At 48.1% G+C, this 18,818-nt stretch carries 16 protein-coding genes and 1 other RNA gene; 6 read left to right on the plus strand and 11 right to left on the minus strand.

Annotated features, from left to right (window positions below):
- Positions 1-299: 299 nt before the first annotated feature.
- The 3 genes from gcvP to gcvT all read right to left on the minus strand — a co-directional run bounded on the left by gcvP (position 300) and on the right by gcvT (position 4,933).
- The gene (gene gcvP / locus CWE13_RS09465; RefSeq protein WP_126808101.1) at positions 300-3,185 is read right to left on the minus strand and encodes an aminomethyl-transferring glycine dehydrogenase; all 2,886 of its coding nucleotides are present in this window, start codon (positions 3,183-3,185) and stop codon (positions 300-302) included.
- A 185-nt stretch (positions 3,186-3,370) separates the two neighbouring features.
- Positions 3,371-3,760 carry a glycine cleavage system protein GcvH gene (gene gcvH / locus CWE13_RS09470; RefSeq protein WP_126808103.1) on the minus strand — a complete coding sequence of 130 codons (390 nt, stop codon included), beginning with the start codon at positions 3,758-3,760 and terminating at the stop codon, positions 3,371-3,373.
- 81 nt (positions 3,761-3,841) lie between these two features.
- Positions 3,842-4,933, minus strand: a complete 1,092-nt coding sequence (gene gcvT, locus CWE13_RS09475) for a glycine cleavage system aminomethyltransferase GcvT (protein WP_126808105.1) — start codon at positions 4,931-4,933, stop codon at positions 3,842-3,844.
- 236 nt (positions 4,934-5,169) lie between these two features.
- Here gcvT and CWE13_RS09480 point away from each other — a divergent pair, with 236 nt between their 5' ends.
- Positions 5,170-6,030, plus strand: coding sequence for a LysR family transcriptional regulator (locus CWE13_RS09480; protein ID WP_126808107.1), 861 nt, complete (start codon positions 5,170-5,172; stop codon positions 6,028-6,030).
- A gap of 12 nt (positions 6,031-6,042) precedes the next feature.
- On the opposite strand, the gene CWE13_RS09485 is transcribed toward CWE13_RS09480, so the two are convergent.
- The 4 genes from CWE13_RS09485 to CWE13_RS09500 all read right to left on the minus strand — a co-directional run bounded on the left by CWE13_RS09485 (position 6,043) and on the right by CWE13_RS09500 (position 10,377).
- Entirely contained in the window at positions 6,043-7,233 is a 1,191-nt protein-coding gene (locus tag CWE13_RS09485; RefSeq protein WP_126808109.1) for an FAD-dependent oxidoreductase, read from the minus strand.
- Between the two features lie 73 nt (positions 7,234-7,306).
- On the minus strand, positions 7,307-8,467 hold the full coding sequence (locus CWE13_RS09490) for an FAD-dependent monooxygenase (protein WP_126808110.1): 1,161 nt from the start codon (positions 8,465-8,467) through the stop codon (positions 7,307-7,309).
- Positions 8,451-9,797, minus strand: a complete 1,347-nt coding sequence (gene pepP / locus CWE13_RS09495; RefSeq protein WP_126808308.1) for a Xaa-Pro aminopeptidase — start codon at positions 9,795-9,797, stop codon at positions 8,451-8,453. Before pepP ends, CWE13_RS09490 begins: the two co-directional genes overlap by 17 nt.
- Before the next feature lie 7 nt (positions 9,798-9,804).
- The gene (locus CWE13_RS09500; RefSeq protein WP_126808112.1) at positions 9,805-10,377 is read right to left on the minus strand and encodes a UPF0149 family protein; all 573 of its coding nucleotides are present in this window, start codon (positions 10,375-10,377) and stop codon (positions 9,805-9,807) included.
- Between the two features lie 164 nt (positions 10,378-10,541).
- Between CWE13_RS09500 and CWE13_RS09505 the strand changes: the two genes are divergently transcribed.
- Together CWE13_RS09505 and ssrS are read left to right on the plus strand one after the other, a co-directional pair.
- Positions 10,542-10,892, plus strand: a complete 351-nt coding sequence (locus tag CWE13_RS09505) for a cell division protein ZapA (protein WP_126808114.1) — start codon at positions 10,542-10,544, stop codon at positions 10,890-10,892.
- A gap of 13 nt (positions 10,893-10,905) precedes the next feature.
- A non-coding RNA gene (ssrS, locus tag CWE13_RS09510) (6S RNA) lies at positions 10,906-11,089 on the plus strand.
- 1 nt (position 11,090) lies between these two features.
- Here the strand turns inward: ssrS and CWE13_RS09515 are convergent.
- Positions 11,091-12,662: an amidohydrolase family protein gene (locus tag CWE13_RS09515; protein ID WP_126808116.1), complete on the minus strand. Its 1,572-nt coding sequence runs from the start codon at positions 12,660-12,662 to the stop codon at positions 11,091-11,093.
- A gap of 157 nt (positions 12,663-12,819) precedes the next feature.
- On the opposite strand from CWE13_RS09515, the gene CWE13_RS09520 reads away from it, so the two are divergent.
- The 3 genes from CWE13_RS09520 (at position 12,820) to serA (ending at position 15,482) form a co-directional block, all read left to right on the plus strand.
- On the plus strand, positions 12,820-13,470 hold the full coding sequence (locus tag CWE13_RS09520; RefSeq protein ID WP_126808118.1) for a 5-formyltetrahydrofolate cyclo-ligase: 651 nt from the start codon (positions 12,820-12,822) through the stop codon (positions 13,468-13,470).
- Positions 13,471-13,535: 65 nt separating this feature from the next.
- The gene (rpiA, locus tag CWE13_RS09525; protein ID WP_126808120.1) at positions 13,536-14,222 is read left to right on the plus strand and encodes a ribose-5-phosphate isomerase RpiA; all 687 of its coding nucleotides are present in this window, start codon (positions 13,536-13,538) and stop codon (positions 14,220-14,222) included.
- Between the two features lie 27 nt (positions 14,223-14,249).
- Positions 14,250-15,482: a phosphoglycerate dehydrogenase gene (serA, locus tag CWE13_RS09530; protein ID WP_126808122.1), complete on the plus strand. Its 1,233-nt coding sequence runs from the start codon at positions 14,250-14,252 to the stop codon at positions 15,480-15,482.
- A gap of 89 nt (positions 15,483-15,571) precedes the next feature.
- Here serA and phoU read toward each other — a convergent pair whose 3' ends face one another.
- The 3 genes from phoU to pstA are packed head-to-tail and all read right to left on the minus strand — an operon-like array spanning position 15,572 to position 18,817.
- Positions 15,572-16,285 carry a phosphate signaling complex protein PhoU gene (gene phoU / locus CWE13_RS09535; RefSeq protein WP_126808124.1) on the minus strand — a complete coding sequence of 238 codons (714 nt, stop codon included), beginning with the start codon at positions 16,283-16,285 and terminating at the stop codon, positions 15,572-15,574.
- A gap of 26 nt (positions 16,286-16,311) precedes the next feature.
- A complete protein-coding gene (gene pstB, locus CWE13_RS09540; RefSeq protein WP_126808125.1) occupies positions 16,312-17,127 on the minus strand; it encodes a phosphate ABC transporter ATP-binding protein PstB in 816 nt (271 codons plus the stop codon).
- A gap of 37 nt (positions 17,128-17,164) precedes the next feature.
- Entirely contained in the window at positions 17,165-18,817 is a 1,653-nt protein-coding gene (gene pstA, locus CWE13_RS09545; RefSeq protein WP_126808310.1) for a phosphate ABC transporter permease PstA, read from the minus strand.
- Between the last annotated feature and the right edge of the window lies 1 nt (position 18,818).

Raw genomic sequence — 18,818 nt, forward strand, 5'->3', positions numbered from 1 at the left:
GCATAACATTTGAATACTATGCACACGTGGTGTATTGACAACAAAGAAAGGCGTGCGGGGTCGATGAATACTGAAGATTTCATGATCGGCTCCCTGTGTTCGTACGATACGATACGATACGTGCATGCTCATTTGTGTTCGCATGCTTGCCTATTATTTAATCGATAACGTAAACCATAAACTGCTTGACACAATTAGGCAAGTTGATAATGTGCTTTGGCTGAAGCAGATACACGGCCATTAAAAAGCCCGCACAAGGCGGGCTTTAACTTCTAAACGATTTATTTACGGCAAACAGCTTATTCCTGATAAGCCGATAACGGTGGGCAGCTGCAAACTAAGTTGCGGTCGCCGTAAACATCATCAATGCGGTTTACGCTTGGCCAGAACTTGTGGTCGCGCAGCCATGTTTTCGGGAAGCATGCTTCTTCACGAGTGTATGGGTGCTGCCAATCACCTGTTACATCAGCCAAGGTGTGCGGTGCATTCACTAGCGGGTTGTTATCCGCTGGCCATTCGCCCGCAGCTACCTTATCAATCTCAGCTTTAATCGCGAGCATGGCATCGCAGAAGCGGTCCATTTCTGCTTTTGATTCTGATTCCGTAGGCTCAATCATTAGCGTACCCGCTACTGGGAAGCTCATGGTTGGCGAGTGGAACCCGAAATCTTGCAGGCGCTTAGCAATATCAATTTCCGCAATACCGGTTTCTTCTTTCAGCGGGCGTAAATCGATAATACATTCGTGCGCTACACGGTCGTTTCGGCCAGTGAACAAGATTGGGAAGTGTTCACCTAAGCGTTTGGCCATATAGTTGGCGTTCAAAATCGCTACTTCCGAAGCTTTACGCAAGCCGGCGCTGCCCATCATGGCGATATACATCCACGAGATAGGCAAAATGCTGGCACTGCCATAAGGTGCAGCAGAAACCGCGCCATTGCCTTTCGCTAAACCGTTGCCATCGCTTAATACGTGGCCCGGTAAAAACGGAGCTAAGTGGCTTTTCACACCGATAGGGCCCATGCCAGGTCCGCCGCCGCCATGCGGAATACAGAAGGTTTTATGCAAGTTTAAGTGAGAAACATCTGAGCCGATGTAACCTGGTGATGTAACCCCTACTTGCGCGTTCATGTTGGCACCATCCATGTAAACTTGGCCGCCAAACTCATGCACGATATCGCAAATCTCGCGAATACCTTCTTCGTATACGCCGTGCGTAGAAGGATAGGTAACCATGGCACAGCTCAGGTTATCCGCTACTTCTGAGGCCTTCGCGCGTAAATCGGCGATATCCACGTTGCCTTTTTTATCGCACGCAACAACCACTACTTTCATGCTCGCCATTTGTGCTGAAGCCGGATTGGTACCGTGTGCTGATTCTGGAATCAAGCATACGTTGCGGTGCGCTTCACCACGGCTTGCATGATAGCGTTGAATCGCTAATAAACCGGCGTATTCACCTTGTGCGCCCGAGTTTGGTTGCATCGAAAGGTTATCGTAGCCAGTGATATCAATTAACCAATCAGAAAGGGTTTCCAGCATTTCTGCATAGCCCTGCGCCTGATCTAATGGGCAGAACGGATGCAAACCACCAAATTCTGGCCATGTAATTGGGATCATTTCAGCGGTAGCATTCAACTTCATGGTGCACGAGCCCAATGAAATCATGCTGTGATTCAAGGCTAAATCTTTGCCTTCAAGCTGACGAATATAACGCAGCATTTCAGTTTCAGAGTGATACTGGTTAAATACTTCGTGGGTTAGGAACTTGCTTTCGCGCTTGAGGTTCGCCGGAATAGACGCGCCTTTATCAGCGCAATCTGCATCTAGGTTATCCACATCTAAGCCGTGGCCTTCGCCCAAAATCACATTGAACAAGGTATCGATATCTGCACGGTTTTTCGCTTCATCTAAGCTAATACCAAGGAAACCTGGGCGATCGGTGCGGAAGTTCACTTCTGCCGCTGTTGCGCGCTCTAAAATAGCGTTGCGCACATCACCGCTAGCTTTAATAGTAATGGTATCGAACCAAGTAGAATTAACTGGCGTGAAGCCCTTCTCAGTTAAGCCTGCCGCTAGAATATCGGTTAAGCGGTGAATGCGGCCAGCAATGTTTTTCAAGCCTTCAGGGCCATGATAAACCGCATAGAACGATGCGATGTTGGCTAACAACACCTGCGCGGTACAAATATTCGACGTCGCTTTCTCGCGGCGAATATGTTGTTCACGGGTTTGCATAGCCATACGCAGAGCTGTTTTACCGCGTGAATCTTTTGATACACCGATAATACGGCCAGGCAACGCACGTTTGAATTTTTCACGGGTTGCAAAGAATGCCGCGTGTGGACCACCGTAGCCCATTGGCACACCAAAGCGTTGCGCCGAACCGAACACCATATCCGCGCCCATTTCACCCGGTGATTTACAAGCAACTAAGCTCATTAAATCAGTAGCTACTGCCACTAAACCTTTGTTGGCTTGAACCGCTGCAATTACGTCGGTTAAATCGAGAAGCTCACCATTTTCGGCTGGGCTTTGTAGTAACGCACCAAACACATCGTAATTTGCCGCTTCATGCCACGCGCCTTGCACGATTTCGAAGCCGAACATTTCTGCCCGTGCTTTTACTACATCAACGGTTTGTGGAAACACGTTATCGGCAATAAAGAATACGTTCGATTTTGATTTGCTCACGCGCTGCGCCATCGCCATCGCTTCTGCCGCTGCAGTGGCTTCATCTAACAATGATGCGCTGGCCATTTCCATACCAGTTAAATCAATGGTTACCTGTTGGAAATTCAAAATTGCCTGTAAACGGCCTTGCGCAATTTCTGGCTGATAAGGCGTATAAGCAGTGTACCAACCCGGATTTTCTAAAACGTTGCGCAGAATCACATTTGGCAACAAAGTATCGTAGTAACCCATACCAATGTAGCTAGAAAACACTTTGTTTTTCTTTGCTATTTTACGCAGGCGTGCAAGCGCATCGCGCTCTGTCATGGCGCCGCCTACTTGCAAAAATGGTTCGCGCAAAATCGAGCCTGGCACGGTTTGTGCTGTCATATCTTCAAGGCTTTTGGCCCCTACAAGCGCCAGCATATCTTGCTGTTCTTGGGCATCTGGGCCGATGTGGCGGGATACAAATTCTTCGTGATTTTCTAGCTGGGTTAGCGTTTTACTGCTCATTTGCCTGATCCTGGTTTACTGTAATTATCGCTACAGTGTTTAAGAAATTACGGGCGTTCATACCTAAATTTTCTTTACTTTCGTTCGCGTTAAAACGCGCAAACATGCGCAGCACTTAATGATTTAACGCGCGAAAGTAAGAAGAAAGCCCCGGCAATCTGCCAGGGCTCTTCGTGCTTTAATGCTTATTCTTCTTCAATTGAAGCAGCGTAGCTTTCCGCATCAAGCAAGCTTTCTAATTCGCTTTCATCGTCGGCTTTAATCTTAAATAACCAACCATCACCGTAAGGGTCGCTGTTTACCAATTCTGGAGAATCTTCCAATTCTTCATTTACCGATAAAATTTCACCCGCGATAGGCGCATAAATATCAGAAGCGGCCTTTACCGATTCAGCAACTGCTACATCATCGCCAGCAGCAACGTTATCGCCTACTTCAGGCAGTTCTACAAAAACCATATCGCCCAATAATTCTTGAGCGTGCTCACTAATACCTACGGTGTACACGCCATCGCCTTCACTGCGAATCCATTCGTGTGAGGATGCATACTTTAATTCGTTTGGTACATTGCTCATGATTTAACCCTTACCTAAGCCTTTACAGGCACTGTGTTGTTATTAATTGAATCAATTTTAGAACGCTTGCCAACCGAATGGTTAGCTAACCGCTTTGCCGTTGCGAACGAAAGACGGCTTCACAACTTTTACTGTAACTAATTTTTTGCGCATTTCCACCTGAGCGGTTTCGCCAACAGGTTGTGGCACTCGAGCCATCGCTACACTGTAACCTAAAGTTGGCGAGAAAGTACCTGAAGTAATAACGCCTTCACCACCTTCCACAATTACTTTTAAGCCACCGCGGAGCACGCCTTTTTCTTCCATAACCAAACCAACTAACTTCTCGGTTCCTGCAGCTTTTTGTGCTTCTAATGCGGCACGGCCAACAAAATCCCGATCGCTTGGTTCAAACGCTACCGACCAAGCCATGTTAGCGGCTAATGGCGATACGGTTTCATCCATATCTTGGCCATATAAATTCATACCGGCTTCTAAGCGCAACGTATCACGCGCACCCAAACCACATGGTTTAACGCCAGCAGCGATTAATTTATCCCACACGGCACCTACAGTATCATTTGGAATAATAATTTCGTAGCCAGCCTCACCGGTGTAGCCAGTAGTTGCTACAAACAAATCGTCTAGTTGGATACCCACGAAAGGCTTAAGCTCACTCACTTGCGCGTGTTGCTCAGCGTTCATTAATACTGCAACTTTCTCTTTCGCTGCTGGGCCTTGTACCGCGATCATGGCAAATTCTGTGCGCTCAGTGATGGCAACATCAAACTCACCGCTTTGTGTTTCTAACCACGCCATATCTTTATCGCGTGTGGCTGAGTTAACAACCAAACGGTAAGAATCTTCGTTGAAGAAATACACGATCAAATCATCGATTACACCGCCGTCGTTATTCAACATAGCGCTGTAAAGTGCTTTACCTGGAGTTTGCAGTTTTGCCACATCGTTCGCTAACAGGTGGCGTAGGTAAGGTTTCGCATCACGGCCGGTAACATCCACTATAGTCATGTGGGATACATCGAACATGCCAACATCGCGGCGCACTGCATGGTGTTCTTCAATTTGAGAACCGTAATTCAACGGCATATCCCAACCATGAAAATCAACCATTTTCGCGCCAGCAGCCAAATGATTCGGGTAAAGCGGAGTACGTTTCGTCGCAGTTAATGCCATAAGTTGCGCTCACTTCTCTGTAGTTTTTTTGTGCAATCAGAATGGGCATCATTATAGAAGCCAAGTGCCTTTGCAACAAATTAAAAACCACAATAACAGTATTTATAAAATTTATACTTCGTACGCTAAAATTGATATTATTAATAGCAACAATCACTTTGACGATATTTGAAGCGCCATATACACGCGCCAAGTACACGCATCAAATACGCGATTAACTGCCTGAGTACGCCAAAATGAATAGCTTATCGTTAGAAAGCCTACGCTCGTTTATTACGGTTACCGATTTGCAAAGCTACACCCAAGCCGGTGAACGGCTGGGCCGCTCGCAACCGGCCATCAGTTTGCAAATAAAACGCCTCGAAGAGCGCATTGATCACGCCGTGTTCGAGCGCCAGGGTAACAAACTAAAACTGACGCCCGCGGGCCAAGATCTTTACCAAGGTGCCCGGCAGTTGCTAGCGATGCATGATCAACTGCTTGCGCGTTTTGCGAAAGCGCCAATATCTGGCCAGGTGCGCCTAGGTATTCCAAGTGAGTTTGCCACGGCATTGTTGCCACGCATACTTGGCCAATTCGCCAGTAGCTACCCGCAAATAACACTTGAGGTTACTTCTGCGCTCAGCCGCGAACTGCGTTTGGGCGCCAGCCGAGGGCAATTCGATATTATTCTCACGGTTGCGGAGCAAGCTCCGGAAGATTCGGTAAAGGTTAAAGAAGATGAATTAGTTTGGGTTGCCGGCCGCCCTGATTTTCAATGGCAAGGTGCGGTGCCCTTAGTATTAGCCGCCGAGGGCTGCATTTATCGCCGCCGCGCACTACAAACGCTAAAAAGTGGTAATAGTGCCTGCCGAATTGCCTACACCAATAGCGATTTAACGGGTATTAGTAGCGCACTGAAAAGCGATTTAGGTATCACCGTGCTCGCCCGCAGCTCGTTACCGAATGATTTGATAGAAATGAAAGGTGCCGAGCTATTGCCACAATTGCCACCTCTCGGCACGGTAGGTATTTATTTAGAGCGCCACGGCTCTCGAAAAAACGATGCGGCAGAGCATCTATTGGAATACCTGCACGAGTATTTAAACCCTGCCTAAATTATTTTTTTGCTAACCCAGTTCATTCGCTTGGCGAAGAAAGAAATCTTTTACCGGGTTGGTTTGATTTACCAAGCTTAACCCAACCGAACGCGCGGCTTTTAACACCGGGTTAGTGCCGGTAAATAGCTGGTGGAAACCTTCCATCGTGGCGATATGCCGAACCGCGGCGGCTTTCCGTGCGCGCTCATAACCGCGCAACGCCCGGCTTAGTTCATGGTTATCCCACTGCCCGTTTAACGTACCCAAGGCATTGAGTTTATTCGCGAGGTGAAACGCATCGCCAAAACCCAAATTTGCCCCTTGGCCTGCTAACGGATGAATCGTGTGCGCAGCATCGCCCACTAACACCTGGCGGCCATGCACCCATTCTTGGGCATATTGCATCACGAGCGGAAAGCTCATGCGCTCACTTACCGGTTTTAATAAGCCAATACAGTTGTTGCTCGCCACTGTGAGTTGCTGGCTGAATGCTTCTTCGGGCATTCCGCACAGTTCTTGGGCTTCTGTGCTTGGCAAACTCCACACAATTGAACACTGGTGCGGATTCGCCATCGGCAGCAACGCGAGTGGCCCACCGGCAAGAAACACTTGCCGAGCGATACCTTCATGCGGTTCGCTTGATTCAACGGTTGCTACTAGGCCTTGTTGTTCATAATCGCGATGGATAACCGGTGTGCCGACATGCTCGCGCAATTGCGAACGAGCACCATCAGCGGCTACCAACAGCTGCGCCAAAATTACGTTGCCGTTATCCAGCTCAACGCTAACATCGTTTTCGTGATACTCAGGCTTCGCAATGCCCACGCCCGATACCAATTCCACGCCCACGTTTTTCGCCTGTTGCCAAAGCGCCGCTACCAACACTTGGTTCTCGAGGATGGTGCCTAAGGAAACAAGATCAGCTTGCGCCGCAGTAAACTCAATCTTGCCAAAACTATCATGCTCCCAAACCGACATGCCTTGATAAGGCGCAATTCGTTCCTGCGGTAATCGTTCCCACGCGCCGAGCTCGGTGAGCCATTGTTGTGCTCCGGAATTAATAGCACTTACTCGCAACGTTGGCTGCTCCGGCATTGTTTCCGGATGTTCATTGCGCTCAACCACCACCACACGGCGCCCAGCTTTAGCTAACGAAATAGCGAGCGCCAAGCCAACCATTCCGCCGCCAACAATTAAAACCTGAGTGCGTTGTAATGCCATGAGAACTCCAAAAAATTGCGATGCCTAGATTACGATGCCTAAATTCTGGTGCGTAGATACAGTGTAGAGCGTATTACCATAATGAGCGAAAGCCCATCGCCTTCCGCATCAGTGGCTTTTTCAATACCGAGCAGGCTCTGAGTGCATACAAACCTTTACTACGTATATTCCGCCATAGTGGTTCTTGATTGGAAAACACCGCTACTAAACCATGGGTTAAGCCAACAATTTCAGCGTAATCTCGTTTCCGTAAGGCTTGGTAACGGTTCAGCCCTTCAATTCCGCCAAAATCACTCGCTGTTATATTGGTCGCCAAATCAAGAATATCGCGCACACCTAAGTTGTAACCCTGCCCCGCAACGGGGTGCAACGTATGGCAAGCGTTACCCAATACAACGGCGCGATAGCCAATAAAGCGCTCCGCCATTGCTAACTGCAGCGGAAACGTGGCTTGGTACTCTACTTCGGCAATCCGCCCAGGCGCTGCACCAAATATATTTTGCACCGCGCGAACTTGATCGGCGGCATTCGCGGCTTGTAATTGCTGAGCGTTTTCTTGATGCATACACCATACTAACGCCGCTTCGTGTTTGCCCTGTGGCAAAAGAGCGGCCGGGCCTTCCGCAGTAAAGCGTTCAAACGCCCAATTGTGATGCTGCTTCGCAAATCGCACTTTGGCAGCCACCGCTACTTGCGGGTAGGCTTCCTGTTGCATGGCAATACCAAGCTTAGTACGCGTTGGTGAATTCGAGCCTTCCGCTACAATCAATAATTTCGTGGCTATTTGCTCGCCGTTATTTAGGCCAAGCCTTAATGCGGTATCTTCAGCATTGATCGTGGTTATTTGCACACCTTCAAGATGGGCAAACGTCGCTTCTGTGCAGCGCTTCGATAATTCCTGCTGCAACGCGCCAGCCATAGCGACGTACCCAAGAGCCGGTAAATTTTCTTGGCTGGCATGCATAGTTGTTGTGCCGGGGCTATTGGCATCAGAAACATGAATGTGCTGAATTGCCGGGCTTTGCAATAGCTCGCCCTGCCACACACCATGTTCCGCCAATACTTGCTGTGTTCTTAAGGCCAAGGCTAACCCGCGCGGATCTTGTTTAGCCGGGCCTTGCTGTTGATCGAGCAATACAATTTCGGCACTGGGGAATTTTCGTTGTAATACTAACGCGGCTAAACAACCCGTTAAGCCGCCACCCGAAATAGCAATATCAACGTTGCGCCGCATGGCTTTGCTCCTGTTGACGGCGTGCTTGCGCCATCAACGCCTCAATTCCTTCAATACTTTTGGGAACACCCGCAGTTAAATTCTCGTGGCCTTGGGCTGTTATCAATAAATCATCTTCAATTCGCACGCCAATCCCCCGATACTGCTCAGGCACCGCCGTATTATCAGGCGCAAAATACAACCCTGGCTCCACCGTTAGCGCCATTCCTGCGGCAAGTTTTACCGGCTTATCATCTTTTTGATAGCGGCCAACATCGTGCACATCAAGGCCCAACCAGTGGCTCAAACCATGAATAAAGAATTGCCGGCAACTTAATTTATCAATGTGTTCACGCACCGAGCCGTGCAAAATCCCAAGTTTCACCAAGCCTGCCGTAAGCACCTCGATGCAGGCTTCCTGCGCTTTCACTATCGTTGAACCTGGCTGTAAATGTTCAAATGCGGCTGCTTGCGATGCTAAAACTAATTCATAAATTTCCCGCTGCGGCTTACTAAATTTACCGTTTACCGGAAATGTGCGGGTGATATCGCCAGCATAACCAGCGTATTCAGCGCCCGCATCGATCAAGATCAAATCACCATCGTTTAATACATCGGTATTTGCTGTGTAGTGCAAAATACAGGCGTTCGCACCACCGCCACAAATACTGCCATAGGCGACACCGCTGGCTCCGTGCATGGTGAATTCGTGCTGTAATTCTGCCGCCACCTGATATTCATGCACGCCCGGTTTTACAAACCCCAGAGCCCTGCGATGCCCTGCCACGCTGATTTCCGCAGCTTTGCGCATCAACGCCTGCTCTGCCGGGGATTTAATTAAGCGCTGCTGATGCAGTTGGGGGCGTGGATCATGTAAACGATCAGGCGCAACTTTACTGCGTTTTGGTGCATTTCGCAGTGTGGCTAATATTTCGCGTAACTGCTGTTCGAAACTTGGAAACTGCTCAAACGCCACATATAAATCACTATGACCATTAATTAACTCGGGTAACTGCAGATCTAAGGTACTGCTTTCATAACACGCGGAAACTCCGCTCAATAGCTGTGCCTGTTCCGTGCCTAGCCGGCGCCCGTGCCATACTTCTTCGTGCGGATCTTTCGGCAACACAAACAATATTTCACTGTCTTCGAGCTCAGGTGCAAGCACAAGCACCGCATCGGGCTCGTTGATGCCGGTTAGATAGAAAAAATCACTATCCTGACGAAACGGAAAATGAGTATCGCGGCTACGCACCACTTCACTCGCCGCAGGAAATACCGCAATACTTCCGGGCACCATGGATTTTATAAATGCCGCGCGGCGGGCCTGCAATTCAGATACAGCTATCATCATGGTCTCAATGCAACGTTGAATTACTTGGAACAGACGGAGCCGGCGTTGAGCCTAACTCGTTAAAACACATAATGGCGGTAATGCGCACGTATTCGCTTACTTCATAGTAGGCGCGTTCGTCATCTTCACCGGTTGCTACTTCAGAAGATAAGCGTGCAATTTCGGCTAAATCTTGAATCGCTTCTTTTAAATCGTCCGAAGCTTTCGCTAAATTCTGTTGATGAATGCCAAAGCCGACCAGAAAACACTGAGCCCATTCGGTGAGTGCAGTTAACCGATCGCTAAGTGGCTCATCGTCGCTTGGTAAAATCAGTTGGAAATCTAAATCATGGCTGGCTAAATCAACGATGGTTTGCTGCTGTAACACTTCTAGCGTGTTGATCATGCTATCGCTAAATTTCTGGCCTTCATTCGCAAGATCAGCCATAGCTGCAAGCCATTCGCGTTCTTTCGAGGGCGCACTACTTGCAATTAAACCGGTTAGCATTCCATGTACCTCGGCCGCGCTAAGTATAATATTCTCTTCCTGCAACTGCCGATTTAACTGTTCAAACGTTTGTGCTGAAGTTTCACTCATAAGGAATCCGCGTTTTCTGCTAAATATGTGCTTATGCTACCACTGCAATTACCTTGCAGCCAGAAAAGCTGTGTTAATCCCGTTGCAAGTTGCGAGCGGGATAGTTATGCTTCGCGCTATAGGAAATAGGCAATCGCTAAAACTTGGGTCAGAAGGAAACTCGCATGAGTGGTAATGTTGTGGACATCAAAATTCTCGATCGGAATTATCGAGTGATGTGCCCAGATGGGCAAGAAACAGCTTTGCGTGATGCGGCTCGCCAGCTTGATGAGCGCATGGTAGATACGCGCACATCAACCAAGCTTACGAATATGGAACAAATTGCCATTATGGCGGCGTTAAATTTGTGCCATGAATGGATTCAAGAAAAAGCAGCCGAAACGAAAAAGATTACCGCGCTAGAAGATAAAATTGGTTTATTGCAAGCCACTATCGAGAAAGCGATTGGGAATCCGAAAGCCGCAGCCGCTGAATTAAAATCCATCGATGCTGCCGCTAAGCCGGATTCAGAATAAACAACTAGTACAGCGTTCTCTGGGGTGTTTGCCAGCATGTGCATGTCCCTGAGCCGATACCGTTAGACCAGGGTCCTGTCGAGCTGCCAGTGCGCAAGCCCACCATGCAGTGGGAAGCCTGCGGTAGTTTGTTCAGCACCCGCCTTGAACCTTTGGGTTCAAGGGCTACCACGATGCAGCGGCACCTTGGAGAACACCCTATTCTTGCTCGTCGGCCTTCGCTTGCCGAACCATTTCCCGAACATTCGCCAACATTGCCTGCGCATCATAGAGCACACCATCACGCATGGTATATAAAACACCTTGGCTGCGAACCGCTTCATTTTCACTGTTCAGCATGTAGTGCCCAGTTCCGTATAGCACTTTAAAGTTACGCAACGGATTCTCTTTTACGATAACGAGATCAGCCTTTTTGCCCGGGATCACGCTGCCAATATCATCTTCCAAGCCTAACGCTTCGGCTCCTGAAAGGGTTGCCGCACGTATTACTTCTAACGGATTAAAGCCGGCTTCACGCAATAATTCGAGTTCTTGCACATAACCAAAACCATAAATTTTGTAAATATAGCCCGCATCGGAGCCGGTTGTTACGCGGCCGCCGTGGTTTTTAAAATCGTTCAAAAATGCCATCCACAACCGGTAATTTTCACGCCACGCAATTTCATCATCGGTGGTCCAATCGAACCAATATGAACCATGAGCATAACGGCTTGGGGTGAAGAAGCGTTCCAGTGTAGGTAAGGTGTAATCCGCGTGCCATTCAGCATTGCGTTGAGCACTGGCATTGCGGCTCGCTTCGTAAATGGTAAGGGTTGGGTTAATGGTAAAATCCATTTCTATTAATTTGTCGCGAACATAGTTCCAACGCTCGCTACCCGGTTTTGCGGCTTGCGCCCACAAGCGCCCGGCTTCACTGAAACGATCTTGCTCATTTTGATAATTGTAATCTGCTGAATAATCTTGAATTACCCGATCGGTGAACAATGCTTCCGGTAAGCCATACCAATGCTCCATACTGGTTAAGCCCATGGCTGCGGAATCGAGTACATTCGTGCGCACTACATTCAACTGCGCATGATGCATCATGGTACCAAGCCCTAATGCATTCGCCGTTTCAATAGCCGCCGCGATGACCCGTGGTGGCGCGCCAAAGAATTTTACGCCTTGCGCACCTTTCTCGGCCGCTTGCTCTACCCATGCCGTGGCTTGCTCGGCAGAAATAATCGGCTCACTCGAGCCCATACCAAATCCAGCGTAAGGAATAACGCGCGGAGCCACAATTTCATGCGCAGCGGCTTTTCGCGCTTGTTCTACCGTCCATTCTAAGCCCCGAAAGCTGCCCGGTTCGCGCACCGTAGTTATTCCGTGAGCTAACCATAATTGATAAACATATTCCGGCGGAATATTTGGCGCCGAACCACCTGTATGGCCATGCATATCCACAAAGCCCGGCAACACATAATGACCGCTAATATCTATTTCACGATCGCCTGGACGAGCTTCTGGCCGACCATTTTCGCGAATGGGCACACCCGGGTAACCCACAACATCAACACGCACTATTCTATCGCCCTCAATCACGATATCTACTGGCCCCACAGGCGGTGCACCTTCACCATTGACTAGGGTGCCACCCCGTAAAATAATGCGTTGAAAAGGCCCTTCGCTAACGCTATCGTTTGCGAACGCAACCGAAGTGTTCATGCTGAAAGCAACCACAACAAGCGTGCAGCTCATTGCAAAAACCGAAATAATCCGTGAAATGCTCATGGGTGTGCCTTGTATTTGAATGTTATATTGTGGTTATGATGAAGCTAGTTTCGCAAGCTACGGTGAAGCTGTAAAGCACCAGCCGATAACTGCACGCATAAATCAGCTCTATGGCATTTTCAGATCCGAGCGAAGATAACGTTAAAAGAGAGCCGCTGTGAGTAACCACTTCGAACACAAGCAAGCCACTCGAAACGAATTGCGCAAGTATTTTCGCCAACGCCGGAATGTTTTGAGTGCTGAACATAAACATAGCGCGAAAAAAGCACTGGCACAGCGCCTCATGCAATTTGTGAATGAACAGCCAAGTATTCAAACCGTAGCCGTTTATTTAAGTAACGACAGCGAGCCCGATTTACACGCGTTTATCGAAGCATTGTGGCAAGCGAATATCCGTGTTGCTTTACCCGTGATTCACCCCATTGTGGCCGGCCATTTACTATTCGTTCACTACACACCAACAACGCAAATGCATGAGAATCGATATGGCATAGCGGAGCCGAAGCTGGCGTGCCAACAGGTTATTCCCCTTTCGCAAATCAATTTGATGTGTATGCCGCTCGTGGCCTTCGATGCGCAAGGAAATCGCTTAGGAATGGGCGGAGGCTTTTATGATCGAACCTTGGCGCACTATCGCCAACAAGCATATCCAAACCTGCAACTCATGGGAATTGCCCACGATTGTCAGCAAGCGCCTTCCTTACCCACAGAAGCCTGGGATATTCCTTTAGCGCACGTTTTAACACCCAGCAAGCATTGGCAATTTGCCGCTACCGGAACTTTAAGCACTGACAGCTCAAGCGAATAGCCGTATAATATCTATCCATTCTCGTACGCCGTAAATATTTAACTCAACAGCAAGGATTCCGAGCAATGGCAGAGCCTACCAATCGCCAAGACCGTGCAAAAAAACAAGCCGCTGAAGCAGCCATTGAATTTATCCAGCCTGGCATGATAGTTGGTGTTGGCACGGGTTCAACCGTTAACTACTTTATTGACGCCCTTGCGAATATTAAGCAGGAAATTGAAGGCGCCGTAAGCAGTTCAGAAGCTTCAACCCAACGCTTAAAAGATCATGGCATTCCGGTTTATGATTTAAATGGCGTGGGCGCACTTCAGGTATACGTTGATGGTGCCGATGAAATTACTTCACAACTACACATGATTAAAGGCGGTGGCGCCGCACTTACCCGCGAAAAAATCGTAGCGGCGGTTGCCGAAACATTTATCTGTATTACTGATGATTCCAAGCAAGTTGAAATGCTCGGTGATTTCCCGCTTCCGGTTGAAGTGATTCCAATGGCGCGTTCTTACGTTGCGCGTGAAATTGTGAAACTAGGCGGCGATCCGGTTTATCGTGATGGCGTGGTAACGGATAACGGCAACGTTATTCTTGATGTTTATAATCTGCATATCGATAACCCTATAGAACTTGAGAACAAACTCAATCAAATTACAGGGGTAGTAACCAACGGCTTGTTTGCAGCACGCGGCGCGGATATTGCGCTGATAAGCAATGGCGATACGTTAACCACGTTACACAAAAATGAAACTCGCTGATAACTAATTTCTGAAAAAGGATTCAACATGGCACCCGTTTTATCGCTGGCGAAAAAGAAGATAAAGATTCTCTTGCTTGAAGGGGTGCATGAAAGCGCTATTACCTGTTTGCAGCAGCACAGTTACCATGAAATCGATTGCAAGCCTACAGCCATGAATGAGAATGAGTTGGCCGATATTATCGGCGAGTATCATTTTGTGGGCATTCGTTCGCGCACGCAATTAACTCGTAAGGTCCTTGCCAAAGCTGAAAAGTTAAATGCCATTGGTTGCTTTTGTATTGGTACCAATCAGGTAGATACCCAGGCGGCTCGTGAGCTCGGGATTCCAGTATTTAACGCACCGTTTTCCAATACCCGCAGTGTTGCCGAGCTGGTGCTTGCTGAAATGATCATGCTTTTGCGTAAAGTGCCGGAAAAAAGCGCGGCGTGCCATCAAGGTGGCTGGCTAAAATCAGCTACCGGCTCTCATGAAGCGCGCGGCAAAACGCTCGGTATCATTGGTTATGGCCATATTGGCACGCAGCTTGGCATTCTTGCCGAACAGTTGGGCATGCGTGTGGTGTTTCATGATATTGAAACCAAACTTTCTCTCGGCAATGCGCTACCTATGCCTTCACTCGCCGCGTTGTTGCAAACCAGTGACGTGGTGAGTTTGCATGTGCCTGAAACCGAACTTACGCAGAACCTAATCGCTGCGAGCGAGCTTGAACTCATGAAGCCGGGCGCATCGTTGATTAATGCTTCCCGCGGCCAGGTTGTTGATCTAGACGCGTTAGCAGGCGCGTTAAAAAGTGGCCACCTTGCCGGCGCTGCCATAGATGTTTTTCCAGTGGAGCCGAAAGGGAATAATGATACGTTCGTTTCCCCTTTACGCGGCTTACCCAATGTTATTTTAACGCCGCATATTGGTGGTTCCACCCAAGAAGCGCAAGAGAATATCGGCACTGAAGTGGCGCATAAGCTGATTAAATATTCGGATAATGGCTCTACCCTTTCGGCGGTAAACTTCCCGGAAGTAAGCTTGCCGGTGCACGAAAACAGCAGCCGCTTATTACACATTCACCGTAACCAACCGGGCGTGCTTACCCGCATCAACCAGATTTTCGCGGAGTTAGGCGTGAACATCTCCGGCCAGTATCTGCGAACCGATAGTGAACTGGGCTATGTGGTAATGGATGTGGATAGTGAGCAAGCTGATACGGCTTTAGAGCAACTAAAAGAAGTGGCTGGTACTATTCGTTGTCGGGTGCTGCATTAAGTTGGCTACTTGATAATATTTTTCGGCGCCGAAAAACAAAAAAACCAGTTCACGTTGAACTGGTTTTTTTATAACGAGCGGCACTAAAACTAGCGGCCGCGCACCGTGTTTTCCATCATCTCGGGTGAAATGTGGCGCACATCTTTCCCGCGAACAAAGTAAATAATGTATTCAGAAATATTTTGGCAACGATCACCAATGCGTTCTAACGAGCGGGCCGACCACATTACATCCATAATTTTTGGAATGCTGCGTGGATCTTCCATCATGTACGTCATTAACTGACGCGTAAGCGCTTCATACTGCCGATCCGCATTCGCATCCATTTGGTGTACGCTAAACGCCGCTTCTTCGTCCATGCGCGCAAATGCATCAAGCACATTGCGCAGCATCAACAGAACCTGCTGGCCTAAATTCTCTAGGCTTACCAATAAGTGCTCTTGGTCTTTATTAAACGACGCTTTGGCAACATGCGCCAAACGTTCAGCTTCATCACCAATGCGCTCTAAATCAGAAATCGTTTTGATAATTGCCAACACCAGCCGCAAATCGCTAGCAGTAGGCTGGCGCTTCGCAATAATTTGCCCACAAGCCGCATCAATGCGCATTTCCATGGCGTTTATCTTGCCATCGTTATCTAACACGCGATCCGCTAATTCAGTATCATTGGTTTGAATCGCCGTTAGCGCATCACTGAGCTGCTTTTCTACCAAGCCGCCCATTGTAAGTACTTGATTGCGCACATCACCAAGCTCTTCGTTGAACTTACCGGAAATATGCTTACCAACGTTAAATTTGTCCATTTTTCTGCCTCTACTTAGCTGCGCTATTAACCGTAACGGCCGGTAATATAATCTTCCGTTTGTTTCATACTAGGCGTAGTAAACAACGAGTTCGTATCCGTGTATTCAATCAATTTACCCATGTATAAGAACGCCGTTTGGTCTGATACACGCGCAGCTTGTTGCATGTTATGCGTTACAATCACTACGGTAAATTGCGATTTCAGCTCTGTAATCAACTCTTCAATTGTAAGTGTAGAAATCGGATCTAGCGCTGAAGTTGGTTCATCGAGTAACAGTACTTCTGGTTCAATGGCAATGGCGCGCGCAATAACCAAACGTTGCTGCTGACCACCGGATAAACTAAACGCACTTTCTTTTAATCGATCTTTTACTTCGTTCCATAACGCAGCGCCTTTCAGTGAACGCTCTACAACTTCATCAAGTGTACGGCGATCATTTACACCCATCAAACGCAAACCATAAACCACATTTTCATAAATCGATTTTGGGAACGGGTTCGGGCGCTGGAATACCATGCCTACTTTCCGGCGCAATGCGGCGACATCTACATTACGATCATAAATATTATCGCCATGCAGCAAAATTTCGCCATCAACCCGGCACGTATCAACCAAATCGTTCATCCGGTTGATGCAACGTAACAACGTTGATTTACCGCAACCTGAAGGCCCGATAAACGCAGTTACTCGGCCTTTAGGGATATCCATGTTAATGCCATCAAGTGCCTGCGTTTCGCCATAGTACAAATCCAAATCACGGATACTCAACGCTATCTCATCTTCAGATAAGGCATTTACATCAATTTTATCTAACTTATTCTCTGTATTTACAGTGATCATAGTCAATCCTATCGAAATTGAATTCGGCGGCTCAAGCTTAGTGCTCAAGCGCTCGGAATTTTTCACGTAAGCGGTTGCGCACGCCTATTGCCGTTAAGTTCAAACCTACGATTACAGTAATCAGTAAGAATGAGGTGGCATAAACAAGTGGCCGCGCCGCTTCAACGTTCGGGCTTTGGAAACCCACATCATAGATATGGAACCCAAGGTGCATAAATTTGCGATCTAGGTGTAAGAACGGGAAGTTTCCATCAACTGGCAATGCCGGCGCTGATTTCACTACACCCACCAGCATAAGTGGTGCTACTTCACCTGCCGCCCGCGCTACCGCTAAAATCAAGCCGGTCATGATCGCAGGCGATGCCATTGGCAAGATAATACGCCAAATGGTTTCCGCTTTCGTTGCACCCAGCGCCAGCGAGCCTTCGCGCACTGCACTTGGAATACGTGATAAACCTTCTTCGGTAGAAACAATTACTACCGGTAAGGTTAAAATCGCCAACGTTAGCGCCGACCAAAGCACCCCTGGCGTTCCAAACGTGGGGTTTGGTAGCGATTCCGGATAGAAGATCTGATCAAGCGTTCCACCCACCATGTAAACAAAGAAGCCTAAGCCGAACACACCATAAACAATCGAGGGCACACCTGCGAGGTTAATTACGGCGATACGAATAAGCTTAGTAATGGAGTTCTTGCCGGCATATTCATGCAAGTAAATAGCGGCTATCACACCAAACGGCGTAACAATCACCGACATCAACAACACCATAAACACGGTACCGAATATCGCCGGAAACACCCCACCCTCGGTATTGGATTCGCGCGGATCTTCCGTTAAGAACTTACCGATTTGCGAGAAGAAATATCCCCACTTCTGCAATATGTTCATATCGTTCGACCAAGTCGCGTCGAGCACCATGTTCATGCTCATGCGAACTTCTTCACCGCGCATATCAATCATGATTACGCCATCACGCTCACTTTCGGCGCGAACCGCAAACAATGTTTGTTCTACCTCGCGATATTCCGCACGCAACGCTTCTTCTTGCGCTTGAATCTCGGCTTCCGCAGCTTCGGTATAGCTATTATTTAACTCTAACCGCCGCCGATCTAAACGTAATTGCTCGAGTTCATAGTTAATTCGCGCAATCGGCCCTTTGGAAATCGATTCCGCTTCATTGCGAAGTTCCAAAGCACGTTCCATGCGCTTACGTAACTCAACTTTGATATCAGCACCGCCGGTTACTACCGATTCGCCATTCTCTAGCACATCGTGCAGATAACCATAAAAGTTACCATTGCGAGAACGTTCGAGTACCACCAAATCTTTCGGCGTTTCTAAGCGCACTACATTGGGCTCTAAAACCCAAGTAAAATCTAAAGGTACGAGTTCACGGTTACCAATTTTCACCAAATAGCGGGTAACAAATTCGCCATCAATTTGGCTAATATCAACACCCGCATCGGATAAACGCGTTACCGGAATTCGTTCACGCTCGTAGATTTCACCAATGATCGTTTGCCGCTCGGTATCACTGAAATGAAACTCATAAATATCCGCTGGCCAGAAAAAGCTTAAGCCGCGCCATGCAATTAAGGCAACAAGACCAAGCACCGCAATCAAGGCAACACTTACGCTGCCCGCTGTCATCCAAATCCAAGGAGAACCTGATTTAAACCAATTATTCATC

Origin of the sequence: Aliidiomarina shirensis (assembly GCF_003987345.1) — a bacterium.
Taxonomy (GTDB): Bacteria; Pseudomonadota; Gammaproteobacteria; order Enterobacterales; family Alteromonadaceae; genus Aliidiomarina; species Aliidiomarina shirensis.

Excerpts from the sequence above, each read along its gene's own strand:
- gcvP (WP_126808101.1), bottom strand. The coding sequence starts at position 3,185 with ATGAGCAGTAAAACGCTAACCCAGCTAGAAAATCACGAAGAATTTGTA.
- gcvH (WP_126808103.1), bottom strand. The coding sequence starts at position 3,760 with ATGAGCAATGTACCAAACGAATTAAAGTATGCATCCTCACACGAATGG.
- gcvT (WP_126808105.1), bottom strand. The coding sequence starts at position 4,933 with ATGGCATTAACTGCGACGAAACGTACTCCGCTTTACCCGAATCATTTG.
- CWE13_RS09480 (WP_126808107.1), top strand. The coding sequence starts at position 5,170 with ATGAATAGCTTATCGTTAGAAAGCCTACGCTCGTTTATTACGGTTACC.
- CWE13_RS09485 (WP_126808109.1), bottom strand. The coding sequence starts at position 7,233 with ATGGCATTACAACGCACTCAGGTTTTAATTGTTGGCGGCGGAATGGTT.
- CWE13_RS09490 (WP_126808110.1), bottom strand. The coding sequence starts at position 8,467 with ATGCGGCGCAACGTTGATATTGCTATTTCGGGTGGCGGCTTAACGGGT.
- pepP (WP_126808308.1), bottom strand. The coding sequence starts at position 9,797 with ATGATAGCTGTATCTGAATTGCAGGCCCGCCGCGCGGCATTTATAAAA.
- CWE13_RS09500 (WP_126808112.1), bottom strand. The coding sequence starts at position 10,377 with ATGAGTGAAACTTCAGCACAAACGTTTGAACAGTTAAATCGGCAGTTG.
- CWE13_RS09505 (WP_126808114.1), top strand. The coding sequence starts at position 10,542 with ATGAGTGGTAATGTTGTGGACATCAAAATTCTCGATCGGAATTATCGA.
- CWE13_RS09515 (WP_126808116.1), bottom strand. The coding sequence starts at position 12,662 with ATGAGCATTTCACGGATTATTTCGGTTTTTGCAATGAGCTGCACGCTT.
- rpiA (WP_126808120.1), top strand. The coding sequence starts at position 13,536 with ATGGCAGAGCCTACCAATCGCCAAGACCGTGCAAAAAAACAAGCCGCT.
- serA (WP_126808122.1), top strand. The coding sequence starts at position 14,250 with ATGGCACCCGTTTTATCGCTGGCGAAAAAGAAGATAAAGATTCTCTTG.
- phoU (WP_126808124.1), bottom strand. The coding sequence starts at position 16,285 with ATGGACAAATTTAACGTTGGTAAGCATATTTCCGGTAAGTTCAACGAA.
- pstB (WP_126808125.1), bottom strand. The coding sequence starts at position 17,127 with ATGATCACTGTAAATACAGAGAATAAGTTAGATAAAATTGATGTAAAT.
- pstA (WP_126808310.1), bottom strand. The coding sequence starts at position 18,817 with ATGAATAATTGGTTTAAATCAGGTTCTCCTTGGATTTGGATGACAGCG.